The sequence below is a fragment of the Undibacterium sp. MH2W genome (assembly GCF_049340215.1).
Classification (GTDB): domain Bacteria; phylum Pseudomonadota; class Gammaproteobacteria; order Burkholderiales; family Burkholderiaceae_D; genus Undibacterium.
This window is the reverse complement of the sequence record NZ_JBMPPA010000007.1, coordinates 1-22,424: the sequence shown is the minus strand read 5'-3', so window position 1 is coordinate 22,424 and position 22,424 is coordinate 1. Positions and strand designations below refer to the sequence as shown.

At 47.2% G+C, this 22,424-nt stretch carries 16 protein-coding genes and 1 other RNA gene; 11 read left to right on the top strand and 6 right to left on the bottom strand.

Annotated features, from left to right (window positions below):
- Positions 1 to 81: 81 nt before the first annotated feature.
- The 9 genes from ubiG (at position 82) to ACO0K2_RS15755 (ending at position 9,229) form a co-directional block, all read left to right on the top strand.
- On the top strand, positions 82 to 786 hold the full coding sequence (gene ubiG, locus ACO0K2_RS15795) for a bifunctional 2-polyprenyl-6-hydroxyphenol methylase/3-demethylubiquinol 3-O-methyltransferase UbiG (RefSeq protein WP_423020548.1): 705 nt from the start codon (positions 82 to 84) through the stop codon (positions 784 to 786).
- A gap of 72 nt (positions 787 to 858) precedes the next feature.
- Complete coding sequence (locus ACO0K2_RS15790; protein WP_423020546.1) at positions 859 to 1,518, top strand: HAD family hydrolase; 660 nt, start codon at positions 859 to 861, stop codon at positions 1,516 to 1,518.
- A 64-nt stretch (positions 1,519 to 1,582) separates the two neighbouring features.
- Positions 1,583 to 1,942, top strand: a transfer-messenger RNA (tmRNA) gene (gene ssrA / locus ACO0K2_RS15785).
- A 197-nt stretch (positions 1,943 to 2,139) separates the two neighbouring features.
- Positions 2,140 to 3,399, top strand: coding sequence for a tyrosine-type recombinase/integrase (locus ACO0K2_RS15780; RefSeq protein WP_423020544.1), 1,260 nt, complete (start codon positions 2,140 to 2,142; stop codon positions 3,397 to 3,399).
- An 803-nt stretch (positions 3,400 to 4,202) separates the two neighbouring features.
- Complete coding sequence (locus tag ACO0K2_RS15775) at positions 4,203 to 4,457, top strand: helix-turn-helix transcriptional regulator (RefSeq protein ID WP_423020542.1); 255 nt, start codon at positions 4,203 to 4,205, stop codon at positions 4,455 to 4,457.
- Positions 4,454 to 6,595, top strand: a complete 2,142-nt coding sequence (locus ACO0K2_RS15770) for an AAA family ATPase (protein ID WP_423020540.1) — start codon at positions 4,454 to 4,456, stop codon at positions 6,593 to 6,595. Before ACO0K2_RS15775 ends, ACO0K2_RS15770 begins: the two co-directional genes overlap by 4 nt.
- Positions 6,592 to 6,990, top strand: coding sequence for a hypothetical protein (locus ACO0K2_RS15765; protein ID WP_423020538.1), 399 nt, complete (start codon positions 6,592 to 6,594; stop codon positions 6,988 to 6,990). Before ACO0K2_RS15770 ends, ACO0K2_RS15765 begins: the two co-directional genes overlap by 4 nt.
- A complete protein-coding gene (locus ACO0K2_RS15760; RefSeq protein ID WP_423020536.1) occupies positions 6,983 to 7,681 on the top strand; it encodes a hypothetical protein in 699 nt (232 codons plus the stop codon). Before ACO0K2_RS15765 ends, ACO0K2_RS15760 begins: the two co-directional genes overlap by 8 nt.
- Before the next feature lie 495 nt (positions 7,682 to 8,176).
- Entirely contained in the window at positions 8,177 to 9,229 is a 1,053-nt protein-coding gene (locus ACO0K2_RS15755) for a hypothetical protein (protein ID WP_423020534.1), read from the top strand.
- A 1,066-nt stretch (positions 9,230 to 10,295) separates the two neighbouring features.
- Here the strand turns inward: ACO0K2_RS15755 and ACO0K2_RS15750 are convergent.
- Positions 10,296 to 11,258, bottom strand: a complete 963-nt coding sequence (locus tag ACO0K2_RS15750; RefSeq protein WP_423020532.1) for a GlxA family transcriptional regulator — start codon at positions 11,256 to 11,258, stop codon at positions 10,296 to 10,298.
- Between the two features lie 98 nt (positions 11,259 to 11,356).
- Here ACO0K2_RS15750 and ACO0K2_RS15745 point away from each other — a divergent pair, with 98 nt between their 5' ends.
- Together ACO0K2_RS15745 and ACO0K2_RS15740 are read left to right on the top strand one after the other, a co-directional pair.
- Positions 11,357 to 11,917, top strand: coding sequence for a hypothetical protein (locus tag ACO0K2_RS15745; protein WP_423020530.1), 561 nt, complete (start codon positions 11,357 to 11,359; stop codon positions 11,915 to 11,917).
- Positions 11,918 to 12,542: 625 nt separating this feature from the next.
- Positions 12,543 to 13,904 (top strand): Fic family protein, encoded by a 1,362-nt coding sequence (locus ACO0K2_RS15740; protein ID WP_423020528.1) that lies wholly within the window; start codon positions 12,543 to 12,545, stop codon positions 13,902 to 13,904.
- Between the two features lie 310 nt (positions 13,905 to 14,214).
- On the opposite strand, the gene ACO0K2_RS15735 is transcribed toward ACO0K2_RS15740, so the two are convergent.
- The 5 genes from ACO0K2_RS15735 to ACO0K2_RS15715 all read right to left on the bottom strand — a co-directional run bounded on the left by ACO0K2_RS15735 (position 14,215) and on the right by ACO0K2_RS15715 (position 21,771).
- The gene (locus ACO0K2_RS15735; RefSeq protein ID WP_423020526.1) at positions 14,215 to 14,721 is read right to left on the bottom strand and encodes a DUF2059 domain-containing protein; all 507 of its coding nucleotides are present in this window, start codon (positions 14,719 to 14,721) and stop codon (positions 14,215 to 14,217) included.
- Between the two features lie 160 nt (positions 14,722 to 14,881).
- On the bottom strand, positions 14,882 to 15,406 hold the full coding sequence (locus tag ACO0K2_RS15730) for a lipocalin family protein (RefSeq protein ID WP_423020524.1): 525 nt from the start codon (positions 15,404 to 15,406) through the stop codon (positions 14,882 to 14,884).
- Between the two features lie 50 nt (positions 15,407 to 15,456).
- Positions 15,457 to 19,362 (bottom strand): response regulator, encoded by a 3,906-nt coding sequence (locus ACO0K2_RS15725; protein ID WP_423020522.1) that lies wholly within the window; start codon positions 19,360 to 19,362, stop codon positions 15,457 to 15,459.
- Between the two features lie 101 nt (positions 19,363 to 19,463).
- A complete protein-coding gene (locus ACO0K2_RS15720; protein WP_423020520.1) occupies positions 19,464 to 20,504 on the bottom strand; it encodes an HD-GYP domain-containing protein in 1,041 nt (346 codons plus the stop codon).
- A 391-nt stretch (positions 20,505 to 20,895) separates the two neighbouring features.
- Complete coding sequence (locus ACO0K2_RS15715; RefSeq protein ID WP_423020518.1) at positions 20,896 to 21,771, bottom strand: hypothetical protein; 876 nt, start codon at positions 21,769 to 21,771, stop codon at positions 20,896 to 20,898.
- Positions 21,772 to 22,424 lie beyond the last annotated feature (653 nt).

Genomic DNA, 22,424 nt, shown 5'->3' with positions numbered 1-22,424 from the left:
TGTGGGCTAATGCGGCATCTGCCACAATCGCCTACAATATGCTTTTTTGCCATTCGCACTTTGTGCCAAAGCGATCACATCATGTCTACCATTAACGCAGATCCAGCAGAAATTCAAAAATTTAGTGAGCTTGCCCATCGCTGGTGGGATCCAACGTCAGAATTTCGACCACTCCATGAAATTAATCCTTTGCGGCTAGAGTGGATCAATCAACGGATTCCACTCGCTGGTAAAAAAGTTATTGACGTTGGCTGTGGCGGCGGCATTCTCGCCGAATCCATGGCAAAGAAAGGGGCAACCGTGACCGGTATCGACCTTTCGGACAAGGCACTCAAAGTAGCGGACCTTCACGGTCTGGAGTCTGGTGTCTCCGTACGCTATAAAAAAATTCCTGCAGAAGAAATGGCAGAATTGGAACCAGGACAATTTGATGTTGTGACCTGTATGGAAATGTTGGAACACGTACCAGACCCTGCGTCAATCATCCGAGCATGCACAAAAATGGTGAAACCAGGTGGACATGTTTTCTTCTCGACACTCAACCGCAATATTAAATCGTATTTGTTTGCGATCATCGGCGCAGAATACGTTCTGCAATTACTCCCAAAAGGAACGCATGATTACGCAAAATTCATTACGCCAGCAGAATTAACGCAAGATGTTCGCAATGCAGGCCTTGATGTGCATACGATGAAAGGTCTTGGCTACAATCCGATTACAAAAATGTACTCGCTCAATAACGATACGAGCGTCAACTACATGATCGCTTGCACTAAACCAGCCTAATAGTGCCCCTCCTCCCCGTTCAGGCGCCGACCACCATACCTGCTGTGCGCCTGAATCTTAATGTCTCACGCCATGCAAACACCCAAAGCTATTTTATTTGACCTTGACGGCACGCTCGCAGATACCGCTCCCGACCTGGCAGCGGCTGTGAATGTCATGCGTACGAAAAGGCAATTACCGCCAACGCCTTATGAACTCCTCCGCCCCTTCGCCTCTGCGGGCGCACGTGGACTCATCGGTGCTGGATTCAATATCACACCAGAGGCGCCAGAATATGAGTCGATGCGCATCGAATTTTTAGATCAGTACGAATCAGCCATCGCTCTACACAGCAAACTCTTTGAAGAAGTACCGACCTTGTTACAAGGATTGGACGCGCTCCAGTTGCCATGGGGCATTGTGACAAATAAAGCCATGCGCTTTACAAACGCGTTGGTGCCGCAACTCGATCTCAAGCAAGCCCGTTGCGTGATTTCTGGCGACACAACACCCCATGCCAAACCACATCCAGCACCGTTACTTGAAGCCGCCAGGCAAATCGGGATTACCCCAGAGCATTGCTGGTACGTCGGCGACGATTTACGTGACATCCAAGCCGCAAAAGCTGCAGGGATGCTGAGTGTCGCTGCTGCATGGGGATACTGCGGCGCGACCGAACCAACCCAATGGGATGCCAACCTCGTGCTGCATCGCCCTCAAGATCTCTTAGAACACATCAAAGAATGGCTTTAAACCGTCTTTGGCTATTGAATCCCCTGCCTTCAACCCCATTATTGAGGTATACTAGCAGGGCTTTGGGGTCGACCAGGTTTCGACAGGGGTTGCAAAGCAGTGCAGGGCATACCGAGGCCAGACTACCTCGTAAATACAATCTGAAATTTATAACTGCAAACGATAACTCGTACGCATTAGCCGCTTAATACCGGCTAACCTTACACCACCTCGTCCATAGGGTGGGCTGGCAACAGCAGTAAGGACATTCATATGGAATCGTCCTGAGCCGGGTTACTTGACCCAGGATTAAATCATAGGTAACTCGTCTTGCCGCAGCGTGTGCGTCCGCGTCGTCAAGATTAAATCAAATGGCAGCACTAAGTATGTAGAACTGTCTGTAGAGTGCTTCTGGACGCGGGTTCGATTCCCGCCGACTCCACCAAATTACTGCAAAAGCATGACAATGTATGACCAAAACCCAGCTACTCTCATAGGTAACTGGGTTTTTTTTCGCCTAGCGTTGCCAATTGATTGCTGTAGTAACCTACGCTAATATGTAGTAACTATCGTAGTAACTGACATTTAATGAGTTACTACACTTTCTAGTTACTACATTTTACAGTTACTACATGGTGCATCATGGCAATAGAAAAACTCAGTGATACAACCCTGAGAGCGATTAAGGCAGGTGCGACCGAATACAAGGGCAAGCAGCGCCTTGATGATGGCGGCGGCTTAGTATTATTGCTGGCAGTAAAAGGCGGCGGCAGAGCTTGGCGCTTTAACTACACTTTCGCGGGCAAAAGAAAATCCATTAGTCTTGGCAAATATCCCGATACTACTTTAGCAACAGCCAGAGAAAAGGCAAAAGCAGCGCGGGAGGAGATATCTGCCAAGAGAGACCCCAGCGCGTTACGCAAAGAAGATATAGCGAAGCAGAAAGAGCAAATTGCCATTGAGAAACGCGAAGATTCCGGCTTACCCACTGTTGATTCATTTGCTCATATTGCTATGGAGTGGTTCGAGGGCATGAAGCCTGCATGGTCAGAAAGTCATTCCAGCCGAACTCTAGCTTATCTTGAAAAAGATTTAATACCGTGGATAGGCCGCAAACCCATTGCCGACATAGAAGCCCCTGATCTATTGGAATGTTTGCGCAGAGTTCACCAACGCGGCGCGACAGAGGCAGCTAACCGATTGCGCGCTGTCAATGGACAAATATGGCGGTATGCTATTGCTAACGGCAAAGCAAAGCGTGATATTGCCGCCGACCTAATTGGCGCACTGCCTAAGCATGTGGGCAAAAACTTCTCTCACATCACAGACCCTAAGCAGTTGGGGCAACTTTTACGCGACATAGATAATTATGCTGGCACTCCCATGGTGAAGGTCGCCCTTTCTCTATTACCCTTGGTATTTACCCGCCCCGCTGAGTTTAGGTGCGCCAAATGGCGAGATATTGACCTTGAGACTAGAGAGTGGCGCTATATTGCGACAAAAACCAAAACAGACCATATCGTACCCTTGTCTAATCAGGTAGCTACGAAACTACAGGGACTACAAGCACTTACGGGGCATGGTGAATATGTCTTTGGTGTTCGCGCGGGCGAACGTCCACTATCTGAAAATACGATCAATGCCGCGCTGAAAACTCTTGGATATAGCAGTGACATTATCCAGCCGCATGGTTTCAGGCATACAGCAGCAACAATGCTGGCAGAAATGGGCTGGAATACAGACGCTATTGATCGTCAGTTAGCCCATAAAGAACAAGGCGTTAAAGGTGTATATCAGAAAGCGCAGTATCTCGATGAGCGTAGAAAGATGATGCAAGCGTGGGCAGACTATGCGGACGGCCTAAAGTCTGGCGCTCAGGTCATACCATTTAGAGCGGCCTAACCATTCCATTTGATTATAAAATTAATATCAACACCGCCAACACCGCCACGCTTTTTATGTGCCGTACTTGCTGGCTTATTGGCGGTCTTGCTTGTTTCCGTAGCCTGACGGTTTCAGGTAGAGCGGCGGACGAGGTGCGGGAACACTTAGGCCGCCTGACCACAAACCAAACTAACAAGGAGTTTGAACTATGGCTGAGGCAGATTTTACACACACCGCAGACTTTTCCGACCGCCGTGTAATTCTTACCACCTATGACGACAACAGACTAGCGCAAGTTTCTGACAATTCAATTCGCTATGAACAGTCGTGCGATGGGCCGACATACCTTGTCATACGAAAGAATGCTGCGGACGAATCTTTAACTAAGGCAGCGGCAAGGTTTGGCGTAGCAATACGCGACCTGATCGAGTTTAGAGAGCACCAAGCAAGATAACCAGTTTAACCATGCCTACCGCGACGGCGGGAAAACAAGCATTGCCCCTTTGCTGTTTTTGGGCATTGTTTTGCATTCTATTGCATGATACCATCGCGGAACTTCGTTAGATTTTGATTCCATTTTGTCGCAGCGAAGGATGCCAGTGGGCATATGAAATGATTCTAGTTCCTTGTTCCACCTCCTCTAAGCACTAGTGTTCTTGTTAAAAAAGAACAGAAGCCTGCCCCGTATGTCCATGCGGAACATGCAGAGTATCACCATCACCAGACCCGTAAGAAGGGTACAGCGGACGTAACAGCGTCCGCACGCCTATTTCCCTCCTAATTTACCGATGGTTGCGGACGCTCTCTCTGGAGCGTTTCAGATGTTAGACCAAACCAGCAATATTACAAACCCAGCAGTAAACCCTAGTAAGACCCTCCCAGCCGACGGCATGAGCCGCTGGAGCCAGATAGCCCCATTTTCACCATTTAGCCGTGAAAAATTCCGGCAGCTAGTGAAAAAAGGCATGGCTCCGCAACCAGTCAAATTTTCCGAGCGTTGCACCGCTTATTCAAATCGAGAACTTCATAAATTCTTTGCAGATCCTTTGAACTATCGGGCGGAGGTAAGCAAATGAGCGCACTATTGACGGACAGCGCCAGCCGCTTTATTGATGCTATGGCGGCCTATCTATTAGAGCCATCAGAGATTATTAGTGACGGCAAAGTCCACCGCTTCGCTACTTCCGAAGATAAAGGACAATCCAAAACTGGATGGTATGTTTTCTATGATGATGGAAGTATTGCCGCTGGCGCTTATGGCGATTGGCGCACAGGCTTATCTGAAAAATGGAGCAGTAAGCGCAAAGAGCAAGTAAGCCCAAGCGAATGGCAGAAGCACATAGAACTGATGCAGCAAGCCAAAGCACAGGCAGAGGCCGAGCGCATCAGGGCACAGGATAAGGCCGCGAGCTTATGCGCTGATCTATGGGATAACGCCTCACCAGCGCCAGCAGATAACCCCTATTGCCAACGTAAAGGCATTAATCCGTATGGAGTTAGGGAGCTTTCAGATAAGCGCACGTTATTAGTCCCAATGCGTGACGAATCAGGAAACCTGACCAGCTTGCAATTCATTGAGCCGGACGGAACAAAGAGATTTAAAGCAGATGGCAAAATTAAAGGCAGCTACCACAGCATTGGCGGGAAGCCCGTTCACACCTTGCTTATATGTGAGGGGTACGCTACTGGGGCGAGCTTACACCAGGCGACAGGCTACCCCGTGGCTGTGGCTTTCCATGCTGGAAACATGGAGGCCGTAGCGATTGCCTTACGTGCCAAGCTGGGGGCAGCAATTAAGATCATTATTTGTGCAGACAATGACAGGAAGACCGAGAGTAAGACTGGCGTTAATACTGGCTTAGTTGCAGCAACCAAAGCAGCGGGCGCGGTATCTGGCTTAATCGCTATCCCGCATTTTCAAAATGATGACATTCAATTGACGGACTTTAACGACCTGCACCATTCAGAGGGATTACAGGCCGTTAAAGCCATCATGGATAAAGCCAATATAGCAGCGCCAACACCACAGAAGACTAACAGCCAAGACAGAGCCGTTAACATTCGCAGTGGAGCCGATATTACCCCAGTACCGATTACTTGGCTATGGAGTGGATGGCTACCCGCTGGAAAGCTCACGATTCTGGCCGGAACAGCAGGAACAGGCAAAACCACGCTTGCATTAGGACTAGCCGCCACGCTTTCAACCGCTGGGAAATGGCCGGACGGTAGTCACTGCCTTAAACGCGGAAACGTCCTTATCTGGTCTAGTGAGGACGTGGCAGAGGATACCTTGCTACCCCGTTTAATTGCTTCTGGGGCAGATATAAAGCGATGCCATTTTATCGAGGGCATTACACACCATGGCGAAAATGTACCGTTTGACCCTTCGCAGGATATGCCAGACCTACACCGCGCAGTAGAGAAAATTGGCGGTATTTCACTGCTTATCATTGACCCGATAGTTTCAGCGGTATCAGGCGATATGCACAAGGCCAATGATGTACGGCGGAGCTTGCAAGCTATCGTGGACTTTGCAGAGGCGCATCTGTGTGCGGTCATAGGGATTACGCACTTTGCCAAAGGCGGCGTAGGAAAAGCCCCACAAGATCGCGTTATAGGTTCTCAAGCGTTTGGAGCACTGGCGCGTATGGTCTTAGTTGCAGCCAAAGACGAAGAAGGAGAACGCCGCGTATTAGCCAGAGCAAAATCTAACATTGCCCCCGATGATGGCGGCGTGGCCTATAACCTGAATGTCACCACCATAGAGGGCAACATAGAAACGACTTATGCCACATGGGACGGAGCTATTGAAGGAACAGCACGAGAGATTTTAGGCGATGTAGAACAGGACGGTAACGAAGACGGCAGCGAAAGAAAAGATGCGGAGCAGTTTTTAAAGGACTTGCTTGCGGATGGCGATAAGCCCACCAAAGTTATTAAGGCAGAATCAAGTGATGCCGGACATGCTTGGCGAACTATTGAGCGTGCAAAGCGTTCTTTAAGCGTAGAGGCTTACCGTGAGGGAGGACAAGGCAAGGGTAAGGGTAACTGGTTCTGGAGTATGCCAAAAGTGATTAACACCGCCAAAAATCATTTAGACCGCCAAGACCGCCAAGGAAAAAACGTGGCGGTCTTAACAGATTTTGGCGGTCTTAATGAGTTTAACCCTGATTCTGATGCTAACCAGCAAGATCACATGGAGATTGAATTATGAGCGTTTGCGACCTTTTAAGAGAATGTGAACAAAGCGGCGTATCAGTCTATTTGGTGAATGGAAGCATCAAGGCCAGCGGGACAAGGGAGGCGGTGAGCAAATATGCCCCATTACTTAAAACCCATAAGGCGGAGATCGAGCGCCACCTATCAAGCCCGATAGAACTCAATGCACTGTTTAGGTTTGACCTAGTACAGCAAGAAATCGCAGCAGGACACCCAGAAGCCGAGATGCGGCGTATTCATAACATGGCTTATGTCTTTATGCGTGACGATCAATTGCCGCTTGGTGAAGCTTTACAGAAGGCCGCCGAAATAGTTGTACATTGCCCGATGGCTGAATGTGAGAAGACCTACCCCGATGTGATAAATTTATGGAGTAAAGGCAATGAGTAAGAAAACAAAAGAAGAAATTGCTGGCGCTGGCAACATTCACCAATTGAAAGCGAAACGGAAAAATACCGATTCGACCCCGCTAACCATGCAAGAAATAGCACTTCCTCTGATTGCCATTCGTCACAAAATCAGGAAGACGGTTAAAACGCTCAATACAGCTCGTGACGAAGCCTATCAGTACGGCAGAAAGGCAAGGCAGCTAAAAGGCTATAACAGCCCGTTTTACGCTGGAAGAATAGCAGAGCTAGAACAGACTGCCAGCGCAATCCACAAAGGAATGGAAAGCACAAACGCGGCATTGAAGGCATGGGGCTATTTGCTGATGGACATTAGTCATATGCTTGATACTTGCACGACCTTGGCGCAAAGGTGCGAGTTAGTAAATGTTAATGTATCCGACCGTGGAGACCTGACCGAATCTGATAGCCTTGCGCACATCATCTTTGTACATGGCTTGGAAGATTCAGCAGAACACAGAGGAAAGGACTTTAAAGAAGGCGCGATGTTTGAAGCCTTGCAATTGGTATTTATGGACTTCCTGACCAACACCGAAGAAGGGCAAGCCGTGGGAGATTCGTTATTTGAGGAAGGCGGCCTGTTTGAGTCAATACCTACCTATAAGCAGGACAAAGAAGGCAACATGCAGCGCCAGCCGCCAGCACTGAAGCTAATCAAGCCGACATATCACTAAGACCAGCGCCAGCCTCAGAGCTGGCTTGTTTATTTGCTGGCGCTTCTCAATGCGCGAGACCGTAGCCCTTTAGCCTGACTGTTAGAGGTGTTTGGAATGGGCGGGGGGGGGTAAAATCCTCAAGACCGTATGGCGTTCTGACCGTCGGTTTAATCTTTTTTTTATTTCCACAATTCAGACTTTTTCAATTCGGCATAGGTTCGCACCATTAGCCGAATAAACCCGAACCGGAAACCATCAGCGCCAGAGTGATGAAGACGCCATATGGAAAAATATAAATCCGCCAGAGCATCAAATAAGTACGCAATCAGGTACATATTGAAAAATTTTTTATATTTGTGTTTCTCAGTGTGTATTTTAAGAATTAGATTTCATTAAACCGAGAATGATGGTTTGGCATGATCAATTATTAAATTGATTATCATCGAAGAAATTATTGAGGTATTCTCTGTACTACTGAATAACAATTAACATTAACTTTGCGTGTGTGTGAAAATGGATTTTCGATCTCTAATTGCGTTTGCATTGTTTGCATTTCATGCTTTTTCTTATGCGGATTCAGAAAATACAGATCAACCTATGGTGGCGGCAGAGATACCATTAGTAAATTGCACTGCTGATAAAGCTTGGATGTCGATAAACTTTGCGAGCATAAACAGAGAAGTGTCTTTGGGGCAAAAATTGATGCAGCCTCATAACGAAATTGTTGGCATAGTTGACCGATACAAGGGAAAACAATTTCAAAATAAACCGATCAAGGATTTTCTTTCAATTGAAGAGACCCAACGTTTTGATGAATTATCATCCCGAATTATTAAGATTAACCTCAAAACGCTAGCGGAAAGTCAATTTCAACGCGACACTGAAATAATTTACGCTTTCTTAACATTTGCTAGGACGGAACACATCGATAAGCTTGATCCGGCAATAATGAAATCAATAAAATTAGCCGTTGATTCCAATAATCCTAATTTAAATAGCGATGATGCTAAAAAATATACCTACTTGTTTTCGATAAAGAAGAAACTAGGAGATTTTAATCACCCTGATGAGGAGAATCGATCAGTATGCTCTCTAGGTTTGGCGTTAGAGCATGAGTACACTGCAACAACTCTTGAACTCAACAAGTTATTAGACGAATTGCCTGAAATGAAAATCATAAACGGGTTAGCAATAAAGCATAACGTTAGCCCCCAAGATTTGGACAAAATCAATCTCTCCCCTGATGAAGTCAAAACACTTCGTGCTGCTCAATCTGATGTAACTCCGATATTTAAAAGAGAGATGGAATATTTGAGAGCAATAACGGCTATTCGGTACTTTTCGAATATTGTCACAATTAAATATCTACTCTCAACTGGTTATATTGACTCTCATAAAACGATTGATATTAATGAAATGAACAAAGATGAAGCGGTTAAGTTGAAAGACACTAGCAAAGAAATAAAAGAAGTGTTAGAGATTTGGTCGCAAATTGACCGTGATTTTCCCAGCTTGCAAACTAAGTCGGATAAACGGACAGTGGATATGAGAAAGATCTTCAATTAATTGTCCATAACTTTTAGTTTTTGCAATTTGACAGATGGGGTACTAAAGCCAGCAAAGTGCTGAGAAATACTGAGAAGGCAGTTACTGAAGCCGACGATGATCGGCAAAGTGCCGAAAAAGTGCCGTAACTAACTCGACTCATATTAAAAAAATATAATTTTATCCATACCATACAGGTACATGCTGGCACTACTTCTGCGAAGTACGCGCGCGATGAGATTGAGCATAGCGGCCTATCGGTCGTATCCCGATAGCGCGCGATTAATTAAAATCGGAGCAATACGCGCACGCGCGCGAGGACGACCAAAGGGCAGCATTTGAAATCCGACCCTTTACCCAGCCACCAGCGGCGAACAGAGAAAAACCGCCTACTCAGTTTTGAGGATACGGTGGCAGATTTTCAAAATAACCCCATGAAAGAATCTGTCAAGAAGCCGAAAACTCGGCTTCTTGAATATTGCCCGCCCTTCGTTTCCAAACGAACCTCATGAAAGACTATTAAAAATATAAAATTGATAGAAATTTATTTACAAAATGAGTTCAGGTAAATTACGGACTTAATGCACTTACCTGCACCGTCAACCGTATGTAGTAACTATCGTAGTAACTTTGGCTTAAAACTCTTGAAAGCATTTACTGGCGTAGTTTTCGATTCCCGCCGACCCACCAATATACATGCCCAACTGCCTATGCAGTTGGGCATTTTTCTTGAACTCCCGCGTGTCTTCGAGGGTGCACGCGGATTCCTGCAGACCTCGTGGTTTGGCTGGGCGGTCAGAAAAAGCCGATTTTGACTCTCTCAAGGCCATTTTTCTCTCCAACTGCGCCCCTCCCCTTAAGTCACCCAAAGTCCGCAAAAGCCACACTTTGCCTTGTTATAAATCAACAGGTTATGATCGGACGAATCAGGGGGTTGTTTTTGCCATCGGCAGGCGACGGAAGCCGCCCTAATTCAGAGAGTGGAGAATGCAGGTTTCGCTGCAAACGGAACAGCAAAGTTCAGCCAATTCCCCGTCAAGGAAATTTTCCGAAGTAGGTCATTTATGTGCCGCTTCATCATCGTATGTTAGCTACGAAACTGCCTCCGCCACTCGCTTGGGGAAATACTCATATGCCTTTTGAAGTGCAGGCGCAGAGACTCCACCGAACCGAATCCGGCTTTGTCGGCAATGACCTCAATTGGAACATCCGTGGTTTCAAGCAATCGTTGCGCAAAGGCTAAACGCGCATTCTGCAGCCATGTCAAGAAGCTGGTGCCAGTCAATTGTTTGAACTGACGGGTGAAGGTTCGCCGGCTCATCAAGGCGCGACTGGCCATAGACTCTACCGAGTGGGATTCGTGAAGATTTTGCAGAACCAAATCGAACAGGCCGGCTAGACGGGAGTTTGCATTGGTTTCAGGTATGGGCTGCTCGATAAATTGAGCCTGCCCACCTTGACGAAACGGCGGCACTACCAACCTGCGCGCAACCCGGTTGGCCACATCGGAACCGCACTGCTGGCGCAACAAGTGCAAACAACAATCAATTGCGGCTGCGGTGCCAGCTGAGGTGACGATGCCGCGGTCCTCAACGTAAAGAACGTCTGCGTTGAGCTCTACCTTCGGGTAGCGACTCTTAAAGTCTTTGGCATAGGCCCAATGAGTCGTTGCCGACCGCCGATCGAGAAGGCCAGCCTCTGCCAACACATAGGCTCCGAGGCAAAGACCAACGACCTTTGCGCCGCGCACATGGGCAGCATTCAGTGCATCGAGCAATTGGACCGGCGGCTTCTCGTCTGGATCACGCCAGCTTGGAACGATAACGATATCTGCACAGCGCAGAGCCGAAAGTCCGTGGAGTACAGAGAGATCGAATCCCGCCGACGTCCGCAGCATGCCGGCTTCCAGACTACAGACCTTGAAATCGAAGGGCGGACAACTCGGGTGCGTCTCACCAAAAACGACACAAGGGACGGAAAGATGGAATGGACTGATCAGGTCGAAGGCAACAACAGCGACAGAAGGCCGAGGTGAAATCTGAGTTTTCATAATGGCCTATTATTACCGACAATCGTCATTTAAGCCACTTTTCGTGTTGGCGACTGACGTGGAAAATAGAGACATCTACATCTAAAGCGAGCTTCAACATGACCTCTGCCCTGACCGTTCACCCATCGTTGCCACTTGTTGAGCAAATCCTGTCTCCCTGGCGTGAACAAATTGGCGTCGATTACGAGGGCTACAGGAATCACGTCTACCGCATGCTGCATTGCTGCTTTGCACTGGTACCCAGTAGCGACGAAGACCGCCATAAGCTGATTATCGCCGCGTGCCATCACGACATCGGAATCTGGTCTGACCATACAGTTGATTATTTGCCTCCGTCGATTCGCGAGGCCGTGAAATATCTCAATGATCATCAATTGCAACACTGGCAGGAGGAAATCACCCTGCTGATCGATCTACACCACAAGATCAGATCGATTAAAGGTCCGCTGGCTCAGCAGTATCCATTACTGGAGATTTTCCGGCGTTCTGACTTGGCTGACTTTTCACTCGGAATGATCCTTGGTGGCGTACCTGCCAGTTACATGAAGCAGTTAAAGAGACAATTTCCGAATGCGGGGCTCCACAAGATGTTGCTTAGGGCTGCCGGCGGATGGTTTGCTCGACACCCATTGTCACCGCCGCCATTCGTGAAGTGGTAGAAAAGTGTCGAAATATTCATTTCCCCTCAAGCGGGTCGGATTAATTGATTTTGTTCGATTGTTTGCTAGGCGTAATAGTCGTTCCAACGCACAAGGTTCCTCAACTTTCCGCAGGAGCACGAACCAGTAAGCAGGAACCCGCAACTACCCTCATCTATTCGCACTGTCTGACGGCAGGTCATTGTTTTTGAACGGCAAGCACGATTGACCAGCGGATCCTGACTACGGAGGATCGCTACGTCCGCAAGTAACACCCAAAATGAGACGCCATCGTACGTTGGCTTGTAGAAATCTCTAGGCAGCGCTACAGGTAGCCTCACTGACGTCCCAGCGTACGGCCAGTTGTCTTTGATTGAAGTGCACAACTTCCATCTTAGTCTCCTTGCGAATGGGTTGGCAGGAGCGCATGAACGCTTCGTTCGGCGCAGATCGTGCGGAGAACCGCGCCATATTGGATGTAAATGGGCGCACTATTGGGCTCAGCCTTGCACCAGAGACCTCGACTTTCACCCCGATGTGGCGCAGATGGCCATAAACTGCGCCACTTTTTTGGGTCAATTATGGCGCAGTTCGATAAACTGCGCCATAATTGCGCCACATAAACCTCGAACGGCGCCACAACACGATGTCATCTACAACAGACTTACTGAACAGCATCCGGGCATCCGGGGATGGATTGACGTTGGCAGAACTGCTGACCGCGCACCCTCACATTGCCCGGCGAACAGCACAGCGTTTGATCGCAAAGCTGATCGATAGCGGCCACGTCGCAGCAAAGGGTGAAGGTCGGGCCCGTCGCTATTTGCGTGCAGATGCTCAGCCAGGCAGCGCTGCACTGGCCACCAGTGTAGATCGCTTCCCGCCTTTTATTCCCCTATCTGCTGACAGCCAGGACATCCTTGCCTATGTCGATCAACCTCTGGAAGCGCGCAAGCCGGTAGGCTACCAGCGAGATTTTTTGGATGCTTACCATCCAAATGAAACTTGGTATTTGTCTGAGTCGCTGCGTCGCCAACTACACAAAATGGGCAAAACTACTGACGTTGACGAACCAGCGGGCACCTACAGCCGCGCCATTCTCAATCGACTCCTGATCGATTTGTCATGGGCATCAAGCCATCTGGAGGGCAACACCTACTCCCGGCTCGATACACGCGAACTCATTGAGCATGGCAAGGCCGCTCGGGGCAAGGCGGCCATCGAAACACAGATGATCCTGAACCATAAAACGGCGATCGAACTGCTGGTCGAAAACATCAACAGCGCCGAGTTCAACCGCTACACGCTGATGAACTTGCACAGCGCTTTAGCGGAAAACTTGTTACCTAATCCAGCAGATGAGGGACGAATTCGCCAGCACGCCGTTGATATCGGTAAAAGCGTTTATCGCCCGCTCTCGACACCACAGCAGATCGAAGACGTGCTGGGAGTGCTTCTGGGTAAAGCCAACCAGATTCAGGATCCGTTTGAGCAGTCCTTCTTCATGATGGTGCATTTGCCCTACCTGCAGCCTTTTGCCGACATCAATAAGCGGACATCGCGTTTGGCCGCGAATCTCCCGCTGTTCCTCGCGAATCTTTGTCCTCTGACTTTTCTGGACGTGCCAGAGCAGGCCTACAGCCGGGCCACGCTCGGCGTGTACGAAATGACCCGCGTGGAACTGCTGCGTGATCTTTACATCTGGGCTTATGAGCGTTCTACGCAGGAATATCTGGCGATCAAACAAGACTTGTCGGAACCCGATCCCCTTCGCTTGGCATGGCGTGACTTCATCAAGCAGACCATCCGAAAAATCATCACGCATCCGGATCTTGAACCGCTTTCCTGCATTCAGCGAGCGGTGGCAGAGCGAATTCCTGAGGGTGAACAAGCCGGCGTACACGCACTGACTGTCGAAGAACTCCGCAGGCTACACGAGGGGGTGCTGGCGCGCTACGGTTTACGACCGTCCGAGTACACAGCCTGGAAGGCGGTTCATGGGCATTGACGGACGCGGATTTGATTCCGCAAACGGGAATTGAATCAGGACCGGTTGTATAGCGCTATTCCCAACCAATCGGACATCACAACGGCTCCGAGTATCCGCAGCTTTTGGTCTGTCAATGCTGGGTTTGGCTCGCGACATCAAGCTTCCGTCACTTGTCAAAACCTCGATATTGCGTATTTTCAATGGTCGTTGCGTACCGGGTTCCGCCCTACCATTAAAAATTCAAATGGAAATTCCGAAATAATTTCTTAAAAAACCAACAAAAAACAGCACTATTTTGCCGAGCGTCACGTGATGAATGATGTGGTTTTTATTTCTTACGATCAAAATCCTTGAATGATTCTTTAGCTGCTTCTTGCACCTCTGCCATCATCGAAGGAATATTTTTCTGCATCATTGTCATCGTTGCTTGCATGATCAGAGGCATTTTTTTGATGACCGCCTGGCCAGCAGGCGTTTTATAAAAAACGACGATGCCATCCACTTCATCCTGACTTAGCGTATCGCGGTACACCTGTATCACTTGCGGCTCTAATTTATCCCAGCTCAATTGCCGATGCAGAATATCTTTCATTTTCCCGTGAAAATCGTCCAATGCCTTTTGTTGCTGCGCTGTGACGGTCTGCCCTTTCGTCATTTGTTGAACCATGTTTCCATACATGACATCCATCTGCTGGTCCATGCCTTTGAGCAAATCTGAGGCATTCACCAACTGCATCAACTCTTTCAAGGAGGCATCACTTGGCTTCACTTCCTGAGCAGAAACATGGGTGCTAAATAAGCATGCTGCAACGACGAGGAAGGAAAGGAGTTTCATAGAAATTCGAAGTGACTGTAGAAAGGGACGTTATACTTTGTCTATCGCTGCGATCCCTCCAGCCACAGAAAATGTATCATTATCCAAACAAGTACCCGCGCACCAACACGTTACAAACAACCATGCATTGAACATCATCAATGCATGGTTCGTTTAACTTTTAACGTTGAACGGTGTAATGGAAGTTATTGAGGTCAAATCCCTGCTGACGCGCGACACTGAGCGCTGCATCGAGTTGCTCTTTGGGGAGTGTTTTTGTACGTGAAAGCAACCACAGATATTTCCGATTAGGATTGCCAACCAATGCCCACTGATAGTTAGGATCGAGCCCAATCACCCAATAATCCGCCCAGAATGGTCCGAAAAATGACACTTTCAGTTTGGCATTCTTACTGCCATCAACAACGACCGCCACGCCATTCGCTTTATCAATACCGTCATTGGTTTGGCATTGGTTATGAACGCCAATACGTCCGTCTGCTTCCATCGTATAGTTAGCCTGACTATTGGCAACACATTGTCGTTGAAAAAACATTGGAAACGAGCCAATCTCAAACCAGGTGCCAAGGTATTTTTGCAGATCGACGTGATCAACACTCGTTACTGTCGTACCGGTTTTCTCTGAAGATGCGCAGGCAACCATCAATACACAGGCAAGAATACTGATCGAGAATTTTTTTATCATGACGTTTTTCGCCTTTGGCGTAAGTTATTACAGTACTTTCACAACGTAGCTCACCATTCGTAAGTGTGCATCGCTTCTTTTAGTTCCTTGATCTCATCATCAAGTTCGTTGACCAGATCATCAAGCGGAATTTTGCCAGCTTGCGCCTCTATTTTATCGGCAACCAACATGGCCCGCTCAGCCGCAAAAATACCCAACATTCCACGGAGGGTATGTGCGCTCCGCCGGACTTGGTCTACTGCATTTTGAATAGTGCTTTCTCTAATTTTTTGAATATGGAGCGGCGCTTCGGCTAGGAATAATTCTACAATTTTTTCAAAAATCTCGCGGTCATCGTCAATATTCTCGCGGGTCTTATTAAAATCGACCACAGGCAACGACTTGGCCACTACTTCCGCCGGTGATGTTTCATGACGAATCGCATGCTGAACACTATTGAGCTCCCTCCAAAGTGCTTCCGTGTTAATGGGCTTACTGAGATAGCCATCCATACCTGATGCTAAACATTTTTCACGCGTTCCCTCAAGAACGTGCGCTGTGAGTCCAATGATTGGAATACGCGCATTACCTTGTTGTTTCTCGAGAGCACGCAGCTGCTCAGTCGCGCCGTAGCCATTAAGCACTGGCATATCAACGTCCATGAGAATTAAATCGTAGCGACCATCGATCCACTTCTCGATAGCCTCAGATCCATTTTGTGCGATATCAACGCTATGTCCAAATTTGGACAATAAACCTTTGACGAGGGCTTGGTTCACACTATTGTCCTCTGCCAACAGAACATGCAAATGTTGCTTCGTCTCTCGCAAAAAGTGACGGGTGACCAGAGCGGGTTCCTCTTTCTCACTGAGACCAAGCGTATTCATGATCGCTTCGAAAAGATCCGACTGAGTGTAGGGTTTAAGCAGATACGCTGAGACGCCGAGCTCTCGACATTTCACGGCATCACCGTGCTGCCCCTCAGAGGTCAGCATCATGACTGGCGCAATATCATCAGCATGCATTGCACGAAGATCTTCAATCACTGAAAATCCGTCCTGATCTGGCATACGTACATCTAACAAAAGCAACTTGAATGGATCATCTGCGAGCATTGCTTGCGTAACTGCTTCGACGGCTTGCTTGCCTCCCTCAACCGCCGTGGGCAACATGCCCCAGCGTTTGGTCAGAGCGACCGCGATCTCGCGATTGGTTGAATTATCGTCGACGATTAATACACGCATATCCTTCAAATAGACAGCGTCATTAAGTTCCGATTTACTCTCCTTAGCTCGCTCCATGGAAAGATCAATATAAAATTTCGTCCCCTTCCCTACCTCGCTCTCAAGAGAAATTTTACCTCCCATTAATTCGATCAAGCGCGCAGAAATGGAAAGTCCAAGACCCGTTCCACCATAGAGACGGGTTGTGGAACTGTCAGCTTGAGAGAATGAATCGAAAATGACGTCGAATTTCTCCTTAGGAATACCGATTCCCGTATCGCTCACGCTAATACGAAGGGGGATACGGTCACCATCACCATCTGCGTCACCATCTGCATTTCCATCAGCGTCATTGATCTCCACTTTGACAACGATTTCACCGCGTTCGGTAAATTTGATGGCGTTACCGATGAGATTAATAATGATTTGGCGAAGACGACCTGGATCGCCTATGAGCATTCTCGGAATCGCAGGATCGATGTCCAGTAGCAGCTCAAGGTTTTTTTGATCAGCACGAATGGCTAGCGTTCTTGTCGTTTGTCCGAGCATATTGTGCAGATCAAATTCAATATGATCGATCTCCATCTTTCCGGCTTCAATTTTCGAGAAATCCAGAATGTCATTGATGATCATTAATAATGCATCGGCAGAGGATTTCACCAGTTCGATATAGCCGCGTTGTTCTTGATTCAGTTCCGTATCTAACGCGAGCTCCGTCATCCCGATAATGCCATTCATGGGAGTACGAATTTCATGACTCATGTTCGCTAAAAAATCACTTTTCGCGTTACTTGCCTCCTCAGCGATTTCTTTTGCAAGTTTCAACTGCTCCATGGATTGATTGCGTTCTGTGATGTCACGCGAAGAATTAATGAGCACTTCCTCACCGTCTGAGTTGTGCGGCATACCGTTGATTTCTACATCAATCAACGTACTATCTTTGCATCGATGACGCGTGACAAAGCGTGACAAGGTCGGATTATTAAATTGCTGTGCAATGACCTGATCTAACTTTTCGGACGAGAACTGCTGATCCCACTTACTCACATGGCACCCGATTAATTCATGTCGCTCATAGCCCAACATCGTACAAAACGAATCACTGGCTTCGATAAGAATGCCCTGTCTGTTCAAAATATGTAAGCCATCACTGGCGTTTTGGAGTAGCGCGACTTTTTTGCGATTTTCTCGTTCAAGCTCTTTTTTAGCCTCCAACAATTCTTTCGTACGCTGTGTCACGTCTTGTTTGATACGCGAGGCATATCCCGATCCGAGCAACAATAAGGAGCCCAACAAACTTGTTCCCAGCATACCAATTCCTAACAACGCCCAACTTTGCCAGTTGCGGTGCATACCAAGGTAGTAAGGCGTTGGAGCGGTCTCTAGTCGGTAATGTCGAGATCCAAAATCAAGCGCGTATTGCAAAAGATGTAGTGGTTGAACACCACTGAAATTATCGTAGACAACAACGTTATCGTCTAAGTCAATCAATCTACTGTACACAAATGGTCGTGTAGGTTGAAGCAAATGCTCCATAAAACCACCCAAACGCAATACCGAGAGAACGACGTCGGAATGAGGATCAGTAGGATCAACCGCTAGTAACAACAGCGCACCAAATTGCTGTTGCGTCTCCTGTACCAACTTTAGCGGCGCAGAAATAACCGTTTTACCGGACATCACGGCTTTTTTGATTGCTTGCTGGCGTGCAGGGTTAGAACTCAAATCAAAGCCCAACGCTGGCTCGTTACCAGCAAGGGGGTCGATATAGGTAACAGGGTAATAAAATTCGTGTGGTTGAGACGTATGCATCTTACCCTGAGCATCACGTTCCTTCATTTCAAAACCGGCGATGTTTTCCCTTTGCCTCGCTTCGAATTCTTGACGTTTGTCAGTAGTAATATAAGGCGCCCATTCTAGGGCTTGTATCATTGGAAATCGGACCAGCGAACGAGCAACAAAACGGCTAAAACCGTCTCTACTCACTTGATGATTCTTATCCTGAATCATCAGCCCGGCCATTTGCTCCAGAAGTGATTCTTGCTCACCTAATTTTGCTTGCACTTCATTTTTGATTGTTTGCGATGTCTGATGGAAATCGTTCAATGCGTCATCGGACTCCCACTGACTGGCACGGAAGAAAAAAACAACAAAAATCGTAAATGCAAAGAGAATAGGCACACCGACAGAGTGAACACGCTTCGCCCATAACTCACGGGGTTGTCCTGCAACGATCATAGTCAGCGGGAAAAGCAACATGACACCGAAGGTATCACCGATCCACCAAATCACCCAGTTAGTCAATAGTGCGTCAAGTGTCAGCAGACCAAGAAGATATAAGCTCAGCACTGATAGCGTCGCGGAAATCACGCAGCAGAGCGGCGTTAATAGCATAAAGCGGGTAATGTCACTGATACGGTCTAAACGGGCAGGATATCCAATCGCTCGGCGTAAAAGAGCACTTCCAACTCCCGCCTGGCACATGGAATACATCGCTATACAGAACGAAGCCACCAGTCCTGTTAGGCTCAACGTTCGTTCAGCAGTGTACGCAATCGACAGGTTGAGGATCAATGATCCCCCCATGATCGAAGGTAGGTATCGTTTTCCACCAATAAATATGACTGCAAGTGCAATACCTGCAGGAGGAAAAATAGGGGACGTGTAACCTGGGGAAAGTGCAAGTAAAATCGATAATTTCCCGAACATCACATAGGCGAGAACGACTAGTGATGACCGTAAGAGGACTTTCATTTTTTTCGATATTCTCTCAATGATTTCCACAAAGACCGCAACGACATCCACGAACATGACTCAAGCCCATACATCGCATCCATAGAGAATATCCGTGTGAATCATTTTGCTTCAAATCGGTGTCTGATTCGCATCACCTCATCCCAATGCCCTAAAAAGGCATCAACACAAGCGGGATCAAAGTGGCTTCCACGACCTTGTTGAAGATAAGCAATTGCCTCACTGTCTGTCCACGCTTTTTTGTATGCTCGATCAGAAATCAGTGCATCAAAAACATCAGCAACGGCACAAATTCGAGCGAAGACGGGAATTTCATCACCTGCCAGCCCGTACGGATAGCCTGTACCATCGAATTTTTCATGATGAGATAAGGCAATCTGAGCAGCGGCCTGAAGGATCTCCGATTGGCTCCCGTTAAGAATCCCAAAACCTAATTGCGAATGCTTCCTCATGACTTCAATTTCATTGGTATCCAAAGGATGTGGGTTCAACAAAATTTGATCTGGAATACCCACTTTTCCTACATCGTGCATCGGTGCAGCATCCATGAGAATCCGCTGTCTTTCCTCGGGCATGCCAAGATGCTCTGCAATGAGTCGGCAAAACTCAGACATGCGTTGCACGTGTGTACCCGTATCTGGATCACGAGAGTCAGCCGCTTTTGATAAACGAATGATCGTCTCACGTTCTCGGGCCAAGATTTTCTCCGTAGCAATTCTCACTTCATCTGTGAGCCAAGATGCGGTGTCTAATAATTTTCGCTGGCTACGTCGAAGCGATAACATATTGCGAGTACGCGCCATAAATTCTATTTTATCGATTGGTCTCGTCAAAAAATCATTGGCACCCGCTTCTAACGCCCGGTAACGGATTTCAGTTTCATCATTGACTGTCACCATTAGTACAGGAATATCTTCTCGCCCTGGCGAAGCGCGAAATCGCTCAATAAATTCGATACCATCCAATTCCGGCATCATGTAATCAACGATCACAAGGTCAGGCACATGGTCAATACAATACTCGAGTCCCTGCTTAGGATCCATAAATTCACTCACATTGCAGTCTTCGACTTGACGAATAAGATACGAAATAAGACGGAGATTGACCGAAGAATCATCGATTGCGACTATGTGTAATTTCATGTGCCTCGACTCCTTTGTGGAGAAATCAATCAAATGGAATGGAAATTTGAGCAAATAAACCGTAACATATTCAGAGTGATTGAGGACGCCAATGTCGACAAGGTACTTAAACCAACTGCTCCGCTTCTTGCTCGTTAAGCGCTGAACAAACTTTCACTACATTTCATTTGCACTGAATTTACATTTATAGGAAATAATTTTAACAAATGGCCTTATTCATTTCCATGTGGAAATCTTTTTGTGCATCGGAATTGATTAAAAGTAACAATTGAGCGTACATGTGTCGTTTATCGTGCACAAAGCATGACCTCATACCGCCGCACATTGAGGTACCCTCATGTAGAAACAAAGATTTTTGTTTCTACACAAATCATTTTTCCTCAATAACAATTCAAATACGAGCGTCGTAATTAACTTGGTTTTCGACAGATTGAATTCCTAAAATACGACTGGCTTTATAGAAACTGGGACTAACGACACCACTCACCTGCGTTTGCCAATCGACCTGTAAAGCACAAGTCGTGACCGGTGATTTATTTGACACCCCTTGCGCATTCGCGGTTTGACCGGCATAGTTAACTTGCGAATCAATATCCGCAGTCGCCATCGCAAAATTATTATTCGTATTTGGAACCGGTGTCACACTTACCGGAATTGGGTCGCTGATTACAAAATTAGAACCATCAGCCCGATTACAAGAACCATTAATTGTTCCCTGCACATTTGTCGTCGTCGGGATGCTCAGCTGTACGACTAAGTTTCCAGTACTTTTACCCACGTTGACTACCCGAGTGGGAGACAGCATCGAAAATGAAGGGGGCAAGGTTACTGTACTTGTGTAGCTCGTTACACCACGGACAAAATTGATTGACGCTACAGGCTGCAAACTTGCATCTGCAACACGAGCTGTGTAGGGAGACCCAAAAGTGGGTGTCGCCTGAAACGTTACTGGCTGATTGTCGACGGCAGCAGAAAGGGCATCTCCTCCGGTTATCGCTACCGTTGTTAGAACATTCGCTGTCTGACCAAAGAAAGCGCCGATACTGACCTGCCCATTTTTTTGGGTCACAAAATAAGAAGCAGTGATGTCACTCACTATCATGGTGTCCGAATTAGTACAGTTAACGAGTGCACATGCTATCGCGCTGCCGATTTCACGTCCCTGCTCCTCCGCCTCTGCCCCAAGTCCACATCCACCTAAAAATACCGTCGATGTAACCAACGAGAGTGCACCAATGATCCTCTTTTTTTGATTACTGCTTCCCATATGAATTCCTTATAGCCCAGCAACAGAATCGGATATACGAATACCATCAGCATTTATCACAAGGGTTGTAAGGCTAGTGACGATATTACTGTTCGTATCAGTGTTTAACTATAGACAATATAACAAAAATTTACATTATTTAATATTTTAATCTTTTCATTAATTTTTTAACTGTTGTTGTTTAAGTAAGAACGTACTGGTTGCAAACACGCAGCATGCGATCCATAAAACCTAAAGGCATCGTTGAATTTGATGATTTGATGATTTGAGGGTTTGAGGGTTTAGTGGTTTGATTGTCTGAGAATTTGAGAGTCTAAAGATTTGAGGATTTGGTAGTTTGATTGTCAGAGAATCTGAGAATCTGAGGATTGGAGGCTGTGGGATTTGGATTTTGAACGCCAAGTGTCATAACGATGCGGGACTGACAAGCGACTGATGGTGAGCGTCTAAGCCTGAGCGCTTCAGTCTGATACCTGATCTGTAGACCCAAATCTTAACACCCCAGTCTGAACACCTCGATTTGAATGCCTTTATTTGAACACCCCAATCGGAGCGCACAAAAGCAAAACCCCTCACTGCGATAGCAGAGAGGGGTAGCAATAGGGAGCCTGACGATAACCTACTTTCACACTGGTTGCAGCACTATCATTGGC